The organism is Parafannyhessea umbonata (genome assembly GCF_900105025.1).
GTDB lineage: Bacteria > Actinomycetota > Coriobacteriia > Coriobacteriales > Atopobiaceae > Parafannyhessea > Parafannyhessea umbonata.
This window is the reverse complement of sequence record NZ_LT629759.1, coordinates 2,135,619-2,150,063: the sequence shown is the minus strand read 5'-3', so window position 1 is coordinate 2,150,063 and position 14,445 is coordinate 2,135,619. Positions and strand designations below refer to the sequence as shown.

The window sequence follows — 14,445 nt, the reverse complement described above, 5'->3', positions numbered from 1 at the left end:
CCATCACTTGTGACGCACCTCACATGATATGACCTACGCCGACCAATTGTCACCTATTTTGTGACAAAATCCCTCGGCCTCGAGCTCTTCCAGCAGAGCGACCACATCACACGCGGATATTTTTCTTCTACCCGATTCCACCTCAATCGAAGACAGTTCTTCGGCAATCGTCACAAGGTCGATACCGCGGCGGTCAGTCGCACGGTGGTCCAGCAGCAGCCTCACCAGTTCCGCGCGCTTCTGCCGGTGCGACCCCTCGAACTTCGACTGCCTCACATGCGTCTTCGAGCGCCTAGACGGGTTGGGCAGCGTCTTCTTGAGGTACGCGCCGTAGTCGAGAAGGGCGTAGTACCACGTCCTCGGATCGTCCTGCGGATCCGAGCCGTCGGCCGGACAGCTGGCCTCGACCAGCGGCACCAGGTCCTTGTCCGGCACCGCCACGGCGTCGGGATAGAACTCGTGCAGGAAGACGGAGCGCACGTTGGTCTCGAGGTAGACGCCGGGCAGGTCATACGCAAACGCTCGGATGCCGGCGGCCGTCGCCGGGCCTATGCCGGGAAGCGCCACCAGGTCGCGGGCCTCCGTCGGCATGTCGCCGCCCGCGGCGCTCACGATGCCCGCGGCCCTCCACAGCGAAAGCGCCCTGCGGTTGTAGCCCATTCCCTGCCACTCCTCCAGCACGTCGGCCGCGTCCGCCGCCGCAAGCGCATCCACGCTGGGAAAGCGCTCGCACCAGCGCTGCCAGCGCCCGTCGACGCGAGCCACCTGGGTCTGCTGGAGCATGACCTCCGATATCCATATCTGGTACGGATCGCGCGTTCTTCTCCACGGGAGGTCGCGATACAGCTCGCGACCGCGCTCGAGCACCCTCTGCCGAAACTCCGGCGGCACCTGCACGGGAGTCACGGGGGCCGCGGATGGCGTCGGCGTGGCGTCGCTCATGACGGCGCCTACCGCGCGCTGGGCACGTCCGGCACCCGCGGCGCCGGACCCAGCACCTCGAAGCCGCTTTCGGGCGTCAGCGCGGGGTGCTTGTGCTCGCAGACCACCTCGTACAGGCTGATGGAGTCGAAGTAGCGCGTCAGGATGCGCTCCGCCTCGCACCAGACGGGGTTGAAGTGGCACTCTGGGCGGAAGGGGCACGCGGCGCCCTCCGGGCCGGCCGTACCGCACGTGGCCACGTACACAGGCCCCTGGATCGCCTCGATCACCTGGCGCATGGTCACCTCGCGCGGGTCCACGCACAGGCGCATGCCTCCGCGCGCGCCGCGCGTGCTCTCTATGATGCCCGCAGTCACAAGGTCGTGCTGAATGGAGCGTGCGAACGAGTACGGGATGCCGTTCTTCTCGGCCGCGGCGCGGACGGACACCACGCCGTCGCTCCTGACGAGCTCGGCGAGCATGCGCAGCGAGTAGTCTGTCTTCCTCGAGATGTCCACGTTCCGACCCTTCGTGCCGTGTCCCCTGCGTCGGCGGCGCCCGTGCGGCGCGCCGGCTAAGGCCACCTTTGCGGCAGCATTTTGTGATTGTAGCCCATTGGCGCCCTGCGCGCCGCCGCACAAGAAAGGGGTCCCGGTTGCCCGAGACCCCTCTGCGGTCAAGATGGCGGGATATGCGGGACTCGAACCCGCGACCTCCGACGTGACAGGCCGGCGCTCTAACCAGCTGAGCTAATACCCCGTGCGCTGGTGCAATAAAAAGGGCCCCGGTTCCCCGAAGCCCTGAATACATGAATGGCGGGATATGCGGGACTCGAACCCGCGACCTCCGACGTGACAGGCCGGCGCTCTAACCAGCTGAGCTAATACCCCGTGCATCAGTGCGTAAGCAATAGTACACGCTTCGCCCCACGTTTGTCTAGCACAAAATTAAGAAAGTTCTTCTCCACCGGTTATGCACAACCTGGCGGGGTGCGCGCCCGCGGGCGAGAAGAACGCGCCCCCGCGCCCCATGCCTTAGGCGAGGCGCGGGTGGCGCGCGGGGAGCGGGGCTACTCCGTGGTCGCGGTACCGTCGCCAGACGCGCCCGCGGCGCTGGAGGATGCATCGGAGGCCGAGCCAGACGTGGAGCCCGACTTGTCGTCCGACTTCGTGCCAATGGCCGAGGCGCTGCCGCTGAGCGTCACGCTGGTGGTGTCGCCGGAGTCCGTTGTCACGGCAATCCCCTGCTGGGACAGCTTGACGGACTTGATGGTGCCCGATCCGCCCACGGCCTTGCCGTCCGCGTCCACCACGGGCGAGGCCGGCGTGCCCATGCCGATGGTGCACGCGTACACGTCCCAGTTGCCGTCCAGGTTCTCGGGCACCACGATCGTGCCCTTGTACAGCACCAGGCTCGCCGGCGTGCCGGGCACCGTGCTCATCACCTGCAGGCCCTCGCCCTTTGTTGCGGACGCCACTATGGCGTACGTGCCGTCATCCTGCTTGCGCAGCGAGTACGTGGCGTCGCGGTAGCGGATGGACTGGTCCACGGCGACCACGGTCTTCTCCACCTGCTTTGGCTTGGTGGACTTGGCGGTGTTGCCGCGCAGCAGGCCACCCAGCAGGTAGCCGCCAAGAGCCAGCACCACCACGACGGCCACCGCGATGCCCGCGATCAGCTTGCGGTTGGTGCGCGTCTGGGGCTCGCGGCGTTGCGTCTGCGGGCGATACGCGCCAGAGAGCCGGCGCTCCCTTCCGTAGCCACTGCGACGCCACGACGTGGTGGAGTCCGCGGAAAGGGTCTCTACGTTGGAGCGGGTCTCTACCTTCGCGCCCATGCTCGCGTCGATCCGCTGGAACGATCCGGTCGCCGCCGGGTCGAGCACGGGGCGCGGGGCGGCCTGCTCGGCCATGCCATCGCTGTCGTAGTCGTGGCCCACGCTGTAGTTCTGGTAGTGGTTGGTGGTGGCTCCCGCAAAGTGCGTGCCGCCCGCGGAGCGTCCGCCGCGCCTGGGCACGCGCGCGCCGCCCGAGCCGGTCGCCGCGTGTCGGGCGCCGTGCCGTGCGGAGGAGCCCCCTGCGTTTTCGCTCATGTGTCAGACCTCCCCGTCTGCTGCCTGCTGCGATTATGCTACGAACCGCGCGGAGCCGCGGCCTAAAGCGCCCTTCTGGCCTCTATCGCGCGGCCAAGGGTCACCTCGTCGGCGTACTCGAGGTCGCCGCCCACGGGCAGCCCGCTTGCCAGCCGCGTGACCTCCACGCCCAGCGGCCGGATGATCCGGCTCAGGTACGTGGCCGTGGTCTCGCCCTCGACGTCCGGGTTCGTGGCCAGGATGACCTCCTCCACCGTGCCGTCCGCCAGGCGGCCCAAGAGCTCTCGCACGTGCAGCTGCTCCGGCCCCACCTTGTCCATGGGCGAAATCACCCCGCCCAGCACGTGGTACAGCCCGTGGAACGATCCGGTGCGCTCGATGGCCTGCACGTCGCGCGGCTCGGACACCACGCAGATGCGGCTGCGGTCGCGCGTGGGGTCGTCGCACACGTCGCAGTGCTCGCGCGTGGCGTAGTTGAAGCAGATCGGACAGAAGTGCACCTGCTCCTTCACCCTCAGGATGGCGTCTGCCAGGCGGCGCGCGGTCTCCGCGTCCGCCTCCAGCAGGTAGTACGCGATGCGCTGGGCAGACTTGGGCCCGATTCCCGGCAGCCGGCCCAGCTCGTCAAGCAGGCGCTGCAGCGCGCGACCGTCGCCCGGAGCGCCCGCGACACCGGCCGCGGCCGAGCCGCCAAACGCCTCGCCCGAAAGCGCCACTAGAACATCCCCGGGATGTTCATGCCGCCGGTGATGGCGCCCATCTGCTGATTCGCGACGTTCTGGCCGCTCTCCAGGCAGTCGTTCACGGCCGCGAGGATGCTGTCCTGCAGCATCTCCACGTCCTCCGGGTCCAGCGCCTCCGGGTCGATCGTGATGCCGGTGATGTGCCCGTCCGCGGTGCCGGTCACCTTGACCATCCCGCCGCCGGCCGAGGCGGACACCTCGGTCTCGCCCAGCTTCTCCTGCGCCTGCGCAAGCTGCTTCTGCATCTTCTGCGCCTGCTTCATCATCTGCTGCATGTTCATGTTGGTTCTCCTAACTGGGGAATCGCTGACCAGAAATCGCCCTCGGCGAGAAGGGCACGCCCTTCTCGCCCCATTGTTTGTACCCACCGAATGATACGGCTACTTGCACGCCGCGAAACCGAGCGCGCGCCACGTACAGCGCATCACTACGAACCTGCGCGCGATGGCGTGCGGCGCCGGGCCGCAGGCGCCAGCGCACCCGTCGTGCGGGCGGCAGGCCTCGCGGGTGGCAGGCCTCGCGGGCGGCTACTCCTTCTTCTGCACACCGGCGTACTTCACGTCGCCGAACACGCTGGACAGCATGTCGAGTATGGCCTGGGCGTCCGCGGGCGCGTCGTCCAGCGAGGCCTCGGGCTGCACGTCGCCAAACGCGCGCACGGGCTCTGGCTTGGGCGCAGGCTTTGGTGCCTGTGCTGGAGCCGGCGCAGGTGCGGGCGCGGGCTGCGGCGCCGGTGCGGGCGCGGGTTGCGGCGCCGGTGCGGGCGCAGGCTGTGATGCCGGCCGAGGGGCGGGCGACGGAGTTGGCAGCGAAGAGGGCGCGGCGTCGTACCCGCCGGGAGCCCTTCCCTCCTGCACGTCCTCGTCATACGAGACAGCAGCCGCGTCGTCGTAGGGCACCTCCTCGCAAGGGGGCACGTCGTCCCATGGCATGGGCCCGGCCGCCTGCTGCGGCGCCGGGGCCGGTGCAGGCGTCGGGGCCGGTGCAGGACGCGGCGCAGGAACCGGGGCAGGCGCGGGCCTCGGTGACGGCGCGGAGCGCGGAGCGGGCGCGGCAGGGGCAGGCGCTGGTGCGGCCGCCCTCTGGGAACGCGCGATGTCCGCGCCGCGCAGGCTCGCCTCGGCATATATCAGCTGCCTGTGGCCAAACAGCGCCTCGACGGCGGGCTCGACCACGGCCCTTACGTCCGCGCGCTCGAGCATCTTCACGGCGAACGCGGAGCCCTTTGGCAGGTTGACCAGCAGCTTCGAGCCGTCGTCGCTAATGGCCGACGAGCTGAGCAGCAGCGAGCCACGCGGCGGGTCCTTGCGCACCAGCGTGTCGACCACCTGGCGCCACCTGCGCTGGAGCTCTCCGCCGTCCGTCACGGCAGTCGAGCCGGCCGCCGGACTTGGCGCGGAGGCCGCTGGCGGTGTCGTCGGCTGCGGGGTGGGGCGTGGCGCCGGAGCGGGCGCCACTTGGGGCGAAGGCTGGGGTGCGGCGGGCTTCGACGCTGGTACCGGTCGCGGCGCAGGAGCGGGTGCCGGTTGTGGGGTCGGCTGCGGTGCGGGCACCGGCTTGCTTGCGGCTGTCTGTGCGGGCGCCTGTTGCGGCGCGACGGGTTGCTGGGCAGGCGCGGGGTGCGGTACGGCTTCTGGCTGCGGAGCAGGGGCCACGTTCTTCTCGCCCTGCGCTGGATGCGGGGTTGCTGCCGGACGCGGGGGCGTTGCCGGGCGCACGGGTGCCGACGGACGCGGTGCATGCGGCGTGGCCACCGGTGCGGCGGCTGGTGACGCGGGGGTTGCTGGGGCCGTGGCGGCCGGTATTGCGCGCGGCACCATGAGCTCCGCCACGCGGCGCTCGAGCTGGGCCACGCGGTCTGCGAGGGAGTCCAGCGTCAGGTCGCTCTTGGGGCGGGCGATCTTGGTGAGCGCCACCTCCAGCACCAGGCGTTGGTCGGTCGCGGTGCGCATCTCCTTCGCGGCCTCGCCGAGCACCACCATCGCGCGCGAGATCCTGTCCACCGAGCCAAACGCCAGCGCCTCGTCGCGCAGGTTCTGCAGCTCCTCCTCGTTGGCGTCCACCACGCCGGGCTTCGCGCCCACCGCGGCGACCACGTACACGTCGCGCAGGTGGCCGGCAAGCTCGCGGGTGAACTCAAGCAGGTCGCGGCCTTGGCTCACCAGGTCGCCAACCGCAGAGAACAGCGTGGGCACGTTGCGCTCCGCCATGGCGCAGGCGACGCTCACCAACATGGAACCGCTGACCTCGCCGAGCAGGTCCTGGGCGGACTCCAGCGACACCTTGCCGTCGCCGAACACGGAGAGCTTCTCCAGCGTGCTTAGCGCGTCGCGCATGCCGCCGCGGGCGTGGCGCACGACCAGCTCGAGCGCGGCCTTGTCGTACTCGAAGCCCTCTTTGCGGCAGACGTCCTCGAGGTGGGCCTCGATGTCCGGCGCGCCGATGGCGCGGAAGTCGAAGCGCTGCACGCGCGAGAGGATGGTCTCGGGAATCTTTTGCGGGTCCGTGGTGCACAGCACGAACACCACGTGCTCAGGCGGCTCCTCGAGCGTCTTGAGCAGCGCGTTGAACGCTGCCGTCGTGAGCATGTGGACCTCGTCGATGATATAGAACTTGTAATTACCGCGTACAGGTGCGTAGTTGACGCGGTTGATGATCTCCTCGCGAACGTTGTCCACGCCCGTCCTGGACGCGGCGTCCAGCTCGTACACGTCCGGGTGCTCGCCGGCCGCAATCAGCTTGCACTGCTCGCACGTCCCGTCCGGCAGGTGCCCCGGGCCCTGCTCACACATCAGGGCCTTTGCCAGGATGCGCGCCATGGTTGTCTTGCCCGTGCCGCGCGGACCGCAGAACAGGTACGCGTGGCTCGTGCGGCCCTCCAGCACGGCGTTCTCGAGTGTCGAGACCACGTGCTGCTGGCCTACTACCTGGTCAAACGTCTGCGGACGGTACTTCCTGTACAGAGATTCCATTGCGCCTCCCGCGCGCCGCGACGCCACGCCCCGGCTACGCCGCCGAGGCACCGCACCGCGGGCCTTGTTGTCTGGGGCATAAGTATAGCGGCCGAGGGGCACGCGACGCATCGCGGTCGCGGCACACGAGACGTTGCACGGACGTGGGCTGCGCTTCTCGCCTGCCGCGCTTTCGCGCTAAGGCAGCAGCGGTTTTGCTGCGATTTGCTACGACCGAAGTGCTTATCTTGCAGCTAGCTTTATGCATTTACGTCGTTTGTCCAGTTGAGTTATTTTTGGCTGTTCATCACGTAATACCGCTTACGTAATGCGGTTTACTTGATTCCATCGTTTGTTATAATTCGCCTTCACTACTACATATGGCGGCTCGCCCCCAATTCGCCGCTCGCCTGCCCGAAAGCGCCACGAAGTCGAAAGAGCGAGTCAGTGGGGCGAGGTCGCAGGCACGCACGGATGGGAGGTCCTCGACATGAAGCTCACGGTCGGACTTTCGGACGCCCTGCGCATCACGCGGGCCCTCCGGGCGCAACGCGTGGACCTGCATTGCCTGCCCCACGGCGAGCTCCAAGCGCCCGACCCGTCGCCCGCAAAGCGCTGGCGTGCGCGAATCATTCCGCTAGACAGCCTCTACCTGCAACAGCATCCTTGTTCGGAGCATCCCCTTGAGGTTCTCGTAGACTCAGAGGGTAAGGCGCCGCGCGCTCAGTTCATGCACGTCTCTTCCCTTCAAAGTGACCTCCTCCCCAACGGGTCATTCCTTAAGGTCAACGAAGAAATCTGGATTCCGTGTCCAGAACTACTCTTTGTCCTCATGGGCGCCCTGTTGCCACCGGCTGATCACCTGTCGCTCGGCTTGGAGCTTTGCGGCGAATTCTCGCTTGATGCAACGCGCCCCACGGGCGGCAAAACAACATTCGGAGTTCCTCAAGCAACCACCGTGACGGAAATCAGCTCATTCCTGCGCGACTCTACCCGGATTCATCTCTGGGGAATGAAGCAGGCGAAACGATTGTCCGCATTGATTTCGGACGATGCGTGGTCTCCAATGGAAGCCTCGGTCGCTGTGCCCCTCTCGCTTGGCATCGAAGACTGCGGATATGGCCTAGGCCCCATTACGCTCAACAAGCGCATCAGAAACAGCTCGAAGTTTTCGGGATCTCGGCTCTCCCGAGTGCCGGACATCCTCTTCACGGGCACGCACATTGGGCTCAACTATGACGGAGCGGGACATCTACCACTGGAAGCGGTGGCAAACGCCGGTATTAACCTAGGAATGAACCCGGGTGACAGCTACAGAGAACGCGAACTTGCAAATGCGACGCGCGCCGTACGCAATAAGTTCCTAGACGACCGACACAGGGACCGTGAACTCTTGGCCTCTGGCCTGCAGGTAATCCCCATCACGTCGGAGGATCTATACGAACCCGGAGGATTGGACCAAGTCGCAAAGTGGGCAATCGGCAGAATCGAGGCGGAGGGCTCAAGGGAGCTTGGCCTTCAGAGAGCAGCCCTCGGGTCACCCGCACTTACCGCCGACAGGCAGGAACTCATCTGGTCGCTCTTGCCCGGCCCGATTGGAGAACGGGCGAGGGCGAAACGGCGCGCGCAATCTGCCCCCGGCCACGCCAGGCGGTCATTACCCGCCAACGTAACGTAGAACTATATTTTTTCAGCCTGACGGCCAACTGGGAAAACGCCCTCCTAACGTAGAACTATATTTTTTAGTTCTACGTTAGGATCCGCAGTCCCTTACAGCTCGATGCTGCTCACGCCCCGCTCCTCAAACCGGCGCCGCAGCTCGTCCATGATCGGCACGCCCGCGCTGCAGCCAATGCGCTCGGCACCCGCGCGCACCATGTCCAAAAACGCGTCGGCCGTGCGAATGCCACCTGCGGCCTTCACCTTCACGCGCGGGTCCACGTGCGCGCGCATCAGACGCACGTCCTTAACGGTCGCGCCGCCGGTGCTGAAGCCGGTCGACGTCTTCACGAATGTTGGCAGCACGCGGTTGGCCACCTCGCACAGAGCGATTTTCTCCTCGTCGGTAAGCAGGCAGTTCTCGAAGATCACCTTGCTCGGAACGCCGGCCGCGCGACACACGCCCACAATCTGTTGCATCTCATCCTCGACGTATGCCCAGTTGCCGGCCTTGACCTCCGTCAGGTTCACCACGTAGTCGATCTCGTTCGCACCAGCGGCCAGGGCATCCCGGGTCTCGAACACCTTGCACGCGATGCTCGTCTGCCCCAGCGGGAACCCGATGGCGGCGCCGGTGTCGATGTCGGTCCCCGCCAGAAGGCGCGAGCACAGCGCCGACTGCACGGAGTTGATCGCGACCATCTTGAAGTGGTAGCGTCGCGCCTCGTCGCACAGTCGCTCCATGTCCTCGCGCGTCGCATCGGAGTGCAGGTTAGTGTGGTCGACGAGCCTCGCAAGGTCGTCCAGCGTGTAAGACTTCATGTTCCCCCTCTCCCGCGCGCGTCCGTCAGCGCGCGGCCACAGCTTCGACACGCGCATTATCCAACACGGCGTCGCCCTCGCGCCCATCGCTCACGCAGACGGTCGCAGATGGCGGCGCGGGGTGGCCCCGCGCAATCCCGTGCAACCCCGCGCGGGTGAGAAGAACGGGGCGGCACCTCCTGGCACCGCCCCGTCCAGAGCAAGTCATATTCGGTTGTGCGCATTCGCGAGTGCGTGCTCCGCGTCGTGGATGGCGAGGCACTCCCGCCGTTTCCGCGCCTTCCTAGAGTCTCACGGCGCCGTGAGTCCCCGGGAATCGACGCCACATGAGTCCGCGACACACCTGCGGCCGCGCGAAACCTCGCGTGCGCGGGGAAGCCATTCCCTCTCTCATTCGCCTCGACCCCCTTCCAGCTCTCGGCAGCCAGGCGAAAGGCGGTGCCTCCCGCCTGGCATCCAACACTTGCTACCTAGCAGCTACCTAGCAGCTACCTGCCAGCTCGCGGCCCTGCAAGCCCGCAGCCTACGCGACCGCGATCCCGCAGGTCGGAAAGCCTTCCGCCGTCCGGCTACTCGATGGTGACCTTCGTGACGTTTGCCTTCTTCTCCTCCTGCTTCGGAACGTCGACCGTCAGAACGCCGCCGTCCATCTTCGCGGAGATACCCTCGTTGGCCGCGTCCTTCAGGTACACGCCACGGGTTGCCTGCCACTCCGAGGTCTCCTTCTGCAGGTAGTTCTTGTCCTTCTGCTCGTCGGACTCCTTCTTGTCGACGCTGATGCTCAGGCGACCCTCGTTGAGCTCAATGTCGACCTGGTCCTTCTTGACGCCCGGCAGCTCGGCCGTGATCACGTACTTGTCGCCCGCGTCCTCGACGTCCATGTTGAACGCGTCCGCGTCCGACACAGCCAGCGGTGCGAAGAAGTCGTCAATCGCTGCGAACGGCCAAACCCTGCGAAGTGCCTTCTCGTAGTCGCTATAGGGAACCATGCCTGCCATTGTTACCACTCCTTCTATTGGCTGGACGCCCTTCCTTTGGGCTTCCTTGGGTTCACTGGTATATGTAACCACCTGCCAGTAACTTAAACATGGTTTCTCAGATTTTTTGAGTCTATTGCGCTAACTATATCTAAGTCCTAGCGAGTCATATTTATGCGTGCTCGGCGCATGAGAGAGGCGCCGCCCACAGCAGGCGACGCCCCATCCCCGCCCCTAAGGCAGCTCCCTACAGCCCGCACTCCTCCAGGCGGTCAAGAATCTCGCCCAGGGTTGACTTGTACGCAAAGAGCTGGCGGTACGTCGCCGTCTTCACGCGGCCCTGCGCACGCAGGTCGTCCATCTGGCGCACGGCGCTGCCGTAGTCCTCGCGCACGCCCGCCGCGAACGCCTCGTAGCGCTCGAGCCTGCGCTCGCGCTCTGCCGCGACCATGCCGCCGGCCGTCGAATCATCGCTCATGCATCCTCCGTCCCACGCAAAGGGGCGCCGCCTCCGTCGGAAGGCAGACGCCCCAGGCTTGCACCCATCTATCTTAGTGGACGCCTTGGCAGGCAATCCCCCTCGCCTCGCGGCGAGCTACTCGGCCGCCTCGCCCTCGGCCTTCTTGCCAAACTTCGCCTTGAGCGCGCCCACAACAGCTGGAATGACGGAAACGAGGATGATGCCCACGATGACCAGCTCGAAGTGCTTCTGCACCGCCGGGATGCCGCCAAAGAAGTAGCCCAGCAGCGTGAAGAGCGTGGACCACGTGATGCCACCCAGGATGTTGAAGATCACGAAGTTGCGCCAGTGCATGCCGCCCATGCCGCTGAGGAACGGGACGAACGTGCGGATGAACGGGAAGAACCTGCCCAGGAAGACGGCGAGGTGGCCCCACTTGTCCAGGAAGTCCTCCGTCTTCTTCACGCGCTCCGGGGTCATGGCCTTTACCTTGCCTGACGCCACGATGCGCTTGCCAAAGAAGTGACCGATCATGAAGTTGCACTGGTCGCCCAGGATGGCCGCGGCCCATGCGATGCCAAGCAGCATAAAGATGTTGAAGCCGCCGTTGTGCGCGAAGAACCCCGACGCAAACAGCAGCGAGTCACCCGGAAGAAACGGGAAGAACACGACGCCCGTCTCGATAAAGATGATGAGAAACACAAAGCCGTACGCCACGACCGGTCCGGCGGCGATGGCGCTTGCGATGGCCGTGCGGGGGTCCTTCAGCAGCTCGACGATGAAGTTCACGAATCCCATGCGAGAAAATCCTTACCTTTGGCGGCGCCTACGCGTGCCAGGGCTCGCGATGTGGCGGGTCCGCGGTCTCTGCTTACAACAACACCCCTTGCCGCAACGCGGTTTGGGGCGTCGTACACAGTGTGCTCGATGGGAACGGGCGCCCGCCCGAGGCTCCTTATGGCTGCTACCTTCCGGTCCTGACCAGGTTCGGAACAGTACGTCGCCCGAACCCATCGAGCACACTCACGGATTGATACTCTACCTGCCCGGCAAGCCGCCCACGGGCGCAAGGTCGCGAGAACACCAAAAGCCCACGTCGCCAGGGCGCCACTTGGCAGCTGCGGCCACAGCGCCCCGCCGATACGCTACCCTAGGTGCAACCAAATATCGCCGCAGGCAGAACGAACGGCCACGGCATCGTCACGGGAGGCGCGCATGATTAACCACTTCTGCAAGGTTCCCCTCTGGGAATGCAACGGCAAACTCGTTCGCGTGGCGCAGGGGCAAGAGCCCGCAGACACGGTCATCCGCCACGCGCGTCTCGTCAGCGTCACCACGCGCGAGGTCCTGGACGACGCAGACATCGCCATCAGCTGCGGGCGCGTCGCCTACATCGGGTTCGACGGTCACACGGCCGAGCACTGCGTCGGGCCAGACACCAAGGTGATCGACGCTCACGGCCTCTATGCCGCCCCCGGCCTTCTGGACACCCACATCCACATCGAGTCCAGCATGGTCGGCCCGTCCGAGTACGCTCGCGGCGTCGTGCCCCACGGCACCGTCGGCATCTACGCGGACCCGCACGAGGTCGCAAACGTCCGCGGCCTCGAGGGCGTCAAGGCCATGTGGGCCGACGCCAGCCGCACGCCGCTCAAGATCATGCTCACCACGCCCTCCTGCGTGCCGGCGGTCCTGGGCGTGGAGGACACGGGCTCCAGCATCGACGCCGCGCAGGTGGCGGACACCATGACCTGGCCGGAGACCTGCGGCCTCGGCGAGATGATGAACTTCCCCGGCATCCTTTCGGGCGAGAAGAACGCGCTTGGCGAGGTGCAAGAGACCCTCAAGGCCGACAAGCCCGTGACCGGCCACTACGTCACGACGGACGACGACCGCGGCCTGAACGCCTACATCGCCGCCGGCGTCACGAGCTGCCACGAGTCCAGCACGTTCCAGGACGTCCTCGCAAAGCTCCGCATGGGCATGTACGTGCAGCTGCGCCAGGGCTCGGCCTGGCTCAACCTGCCGGGCTACCTGCCGCAGCTCGTGCAGAGCGGCGTGGACACCAGCCACTGCATGCTGTGCACGGACGACTCCCACCCGCACACCATCGTCGCGGACGGCCACATGGACCGCGTCCTGCGCGAGGCCGTCAGGCTCGGGCTCGACCCCATAGTCGCCATCCAGATGTGCACCATCAACGCGGCCACGTACTTCGGCGTCGGGCTCGACATGGGCTCCATCACGCCCGGCAAGTGCGCGGACATCGTCCTGTTCGAGGACCTTACGAACTTCCGCGCCGCTCAGGTCTACATCGACGGCGAGCTCGTCGCGAAAGACGGCAAGGCCCTGTTTGAGGTCGAGCCGTTCCAGTGGCCAAGCTTCATGACCAACACCATGGACCTCGGCATCGACATCACGCCGCAGACGTTCCGCATCCCGGTCGACACGCAGGAAGACACGTGCAAGGTTCGCGCGCTCGGCGTCAACGCGGGCGACACCCTCACGCGCGAGCTCACCGTCCAGGTACCCGTGCGCGACGGCTCGCTCCAGGCGGACCCAGAGCACGACATCCTGAAGGCCTGCGTATTCGACAGGCACCACGGCGAGAAGGGCACACACGCCTTTGGCTTCATCAGCGGCTTTGGCATCCACGGCGCGCTCGCCCAGACCGTGAGCCACGACGCCCACAACCTCCTCGTCATGGGCGACAACGACGCGGACATGGCACTTGCTGCCAAGACGCTCGCGGACTGCGGCGGCGGAGAGGTCGCCGTTATGGACGGCAAGGTGCTGGCCCTGGTCGAGCTGCCCGTCTGCGGCCTCATGAGCGACAAGCCCGTCGAGGTGGTCGCAGCCGAGGTCGACCGCATCGAGCAGGCGTGGGCCACCATGGGCTGCACGCTGCCGTCACCGTTCATGACCATGGGCGTCATGTCGCTTGCCTGCGTGCCGTTCCTGCGCCTTACCAACCGCGGCTACGTCAACTGCGTCACGTTCCAGATGGAGCCGCTCCTGGCAGAGTAGCGCCGCAAGACAACTGCAAGGCAGTCGCAAGACATCTGCAAGGTCACGGGTCCGTCCTTCGGGGCGGACCTTTCGCTATCAGCTACCTTTGCGCTACCATCGTTAGGTTCAACCACGTGCAGGGAGACCACATGTCAAAAAAGAACAAGAACCGTTCCAAGCAGGCTGCGCGCATCAGCGCAAAGCAGCATCAGGAGCAGAACCTCACCGCAGCCGAGCAGGATGCCGAAAAGTACGGCGACGTGCTCTTCTCGGCAACGTACTTTCTGGACGAGAAGAGCGCGGACAACGCGGCCGCGCTGTATGGTGGGGGCCGCACGCGCGATCTGTGCCTCGTGCTTTTGGTCGTGGGCATCGTGATGCTGGTGACGAACTTCGTGCTGGGGTTCAACCTGGCAATCTTTCTGATTGCGCTCGTGCTGGCGGTTTCCGGCGCCACGGCGTCAGGCAACTGGAAGTCCGTCACCATGTGGGCTCTTATGGGCACCAACCTGGGTGACTCGAAGGAGGACCTCAACCGTCACAACGTCGTGACCGCGGACGAGGTCATCGTGGAGGGCCCCGGCGCGGAGGTGCTGCGCCTACCGCTGCACGAGCTGCGTCGCGTGCGCCACGACGAGCACGGCTGCCTGGCCATGTTTGGCAAGGCGCGCGTGGCGTACTTCCCGGCCAGCCAGATGAGCGTGAGCCGCCTGCGCGAGCTTGAGCAGTTCCTGGAGGAGGCCGCAAGGTAAGTGCAAGATGGCTGCCAGCCAAATGCAAGATGGCTGCAAGCTAGGCGGCCGGCGCGCTA

Annotated in this window: 13 protein-coding genes, 2 tRNA genes and 1 other RNA gene; 3 read left to right on the top strand and 13 right to left on the bottom strand. The window is 66.1% G+C overall.

Features of this window, described 5'->3' with window-relative positions:
- Positions 1 to 33: 33 nt before the first annotated feature.
- From BLT96_RS09660 to dnaX, 8 genes are all read right to left on the bottom strand, one after another.
- Complete coding sequence (locus BLT96_RS09660) at positions 34 to 942, bottom strand: HhH-GPD family protein (protein WP_090863855.1); 909 nt, start codon at positions 940 to 942, stop codon at positions 34 to 36.
- Positions 943 to 950: 8 nt separating this feature from the next.
- The gene (locus BLT96_RS09655; protein WP_090863854.1) at positions 951 to 1,439 is read right to left on the bottom strand and encodes an RrF2 family transcriptional regulator; all 489 of its coding nucleotides are present in this window, start codon (positions 1,437 to 1,439) and stop codon (positions 951 to 953) included.
- A 164-nt stretch (positions 1,440 to 1,603) separates the two neighbouring features.
- A tRNA-Asp gene (locus BLT96_RS09650) sits at positions 1,604 to 1,680 on the bottom strand.
- Positions 1,681 to 1,734: 54 nt separating this feature from the next.
- Positions 1,735 to 1,811 (bottom strand) — tRNA-Asp (locus BLT96_RS09645).
- 179 nt (positions 1,812 to 1,990) lie between these two features.
- Complete coding sequence (locus BLT96_RS09640) at positions 1,991 to 3,013, bottom strand: hypothetical protein (protein WP_090863850.1); 1,023 nt, start codon at positions 3,011 to 3,013, stop codon at positions 1,991 to 1,993.
- Between the two features lie 62 nt (positions 3,014 to 3,075).
- The gene (gene recR, locus BLT96_RS09635) at positions 3,076 to 3,654 is read right to left on the bottom strand and encodes a recombination mediator RecR (RefSeq protein WP_172825025.1); all 579 of its coding nucleotides are present in this window, start codon (positions 3,652 to 3,654) and stop codon (positions 3,076 to 3,078) included.
- 74 nt (positions 3,655 to 3,728) lie between these two features.
- Positions 3,729 to 4,037, bottom strand: a complete 309-nt coding sequence (locus tag BLT96_RS09630) for a YbaB/EbfC family nucleoid-associated protein (RefSeq protein WP_090847837.1) — start codon at positions 4,035 to 4,037, stop codon at positions 3,729 to 3,731.
- Positions 4,038 to 4,283: 246 nt separating this feature from the next.
- Complete coding sequence (dnaX, locus tag BLT96_RS09625; RefSeq protein ID WP_090863846.1) at positions 4,284 to 6,728, bottom strand: DNA polymerase III subunit gamma/tau; 2,445 nt, start codon at positions 6,726 to 6,728, stop codon at positions 4,284 to 4,286.
- Positions 6,729 to 7,197: 469 nt separating this feature from the next.
- Here dnaX and BLT96_RS09620 point away from each other — a divergent pair, with 469 nt between their 5' ends.
- Positions 7,198 to 8,385: a hypothetical protein gene (locus tag BLT96_RS09620; protein WP_090863844.1), complete on the top strand. Its 1,188-nt coding sequence runs from the start codon at positions 7,198 to 7,200 to the stop codon at positions 8,383 to 8,385.
- A gap of 92 nt (positions 8,386 to 8,477) precedes the next feature.
- Here BLT96_RS09620 and deoC read toward each other — a convergent pair whose 3' ends face one another.
- The 5 genes from deoC to ffs form a co-directional block, all read right to left on the bottom strand.
- Positions 8,478 to 9,188, bottom strand: coding sequence for a deoxyribose-phosphate aldolase (deoC, locus tag BLT96_RS09615; protein WP_090863842.1), 711 nt, complete (start codon positions 9,186 to 9,188; stop codon positions 8,478 to 8,480).
- A gap of 569 nt (positions 9,189 to 9,757) precedes the next feature.
- Positions 9,758 to 10,186 (bottom strand): Hsp20/alpha crystallin family protein, encoded by a 429-nt coding sequence (locus BLT96_RS09610; RefSeq protein WP_090863840.1) that lies wholly within the window; start codon positions 10,184 to 10,186, stop codon positions 9,758 to 9,760.
- A gap of 226 nt (positions 10,187 to 10,412) precedes the next feature.
- On the bottom strand, positions 10,413 to 10,643 hold the full coding sequence (locus BLT96_RS09605; protein ID WP_245719271.1) for a hypothetical protein: 231 nt from the start codon (positions 10,641 to 10,643) through the stop codon (positions 10,413 to 10,415).
- 117 nt (positions 10,644 to 10,760) lie between these two features.
- Positions 10,761 to 11,423, bottom strand: a complete 663-nt coding sequence (locus BLT96_RS09600; protein ID WP_090847827.1) for a DedA family protein — start codon at positions 11,421 to 11,423, stop codon at positions 10,761 to 10,763.
- A gap of 123 nt (positions 11,424 to 11,546) precedes the next feature.
- An RNA gene (gene ffs, locus BLT96_RS09595) (signal recognition particle sRNA small type) lies at positions 11,547 to 11,642 on the bottom strand.
- A gap of 198 nt (positions 11,643 to 11,840) precedes the next feature.
- Between ffs and BLT96_RS09590 the strand changes: the two genes are divergently transcribed.
- Together BLT96_RS09590 and BLT96_RS09585 are read left to right on the top strand one after the other, a co-directional pair.
- A complete protein-coding gene (locus tag BLT96_RS09590; RefSeq protein WP_090863837.1) occupies positions 11,841 to 13,652 on the top strand; it encodes an adenine deaminase in 1,812 nt (603 codons plus the stop codon).
- A gap of 131 nt (positions 13,653 to 13,783) precedes the next feature.
- Positions 13,784 to 14,386 (top strand): hypothetical protein, encoded by a 603-nt coding sequence (locus BLT96_RS09585; RefSeq protein ID WP_090863835.1) that lies wholly within the window; start codon positions 13,784 to 13,786, stop codon positions 14,384 to 14,386.
- Positions 14,387 to 14,445: the final 59 nt, after the last annotated feature.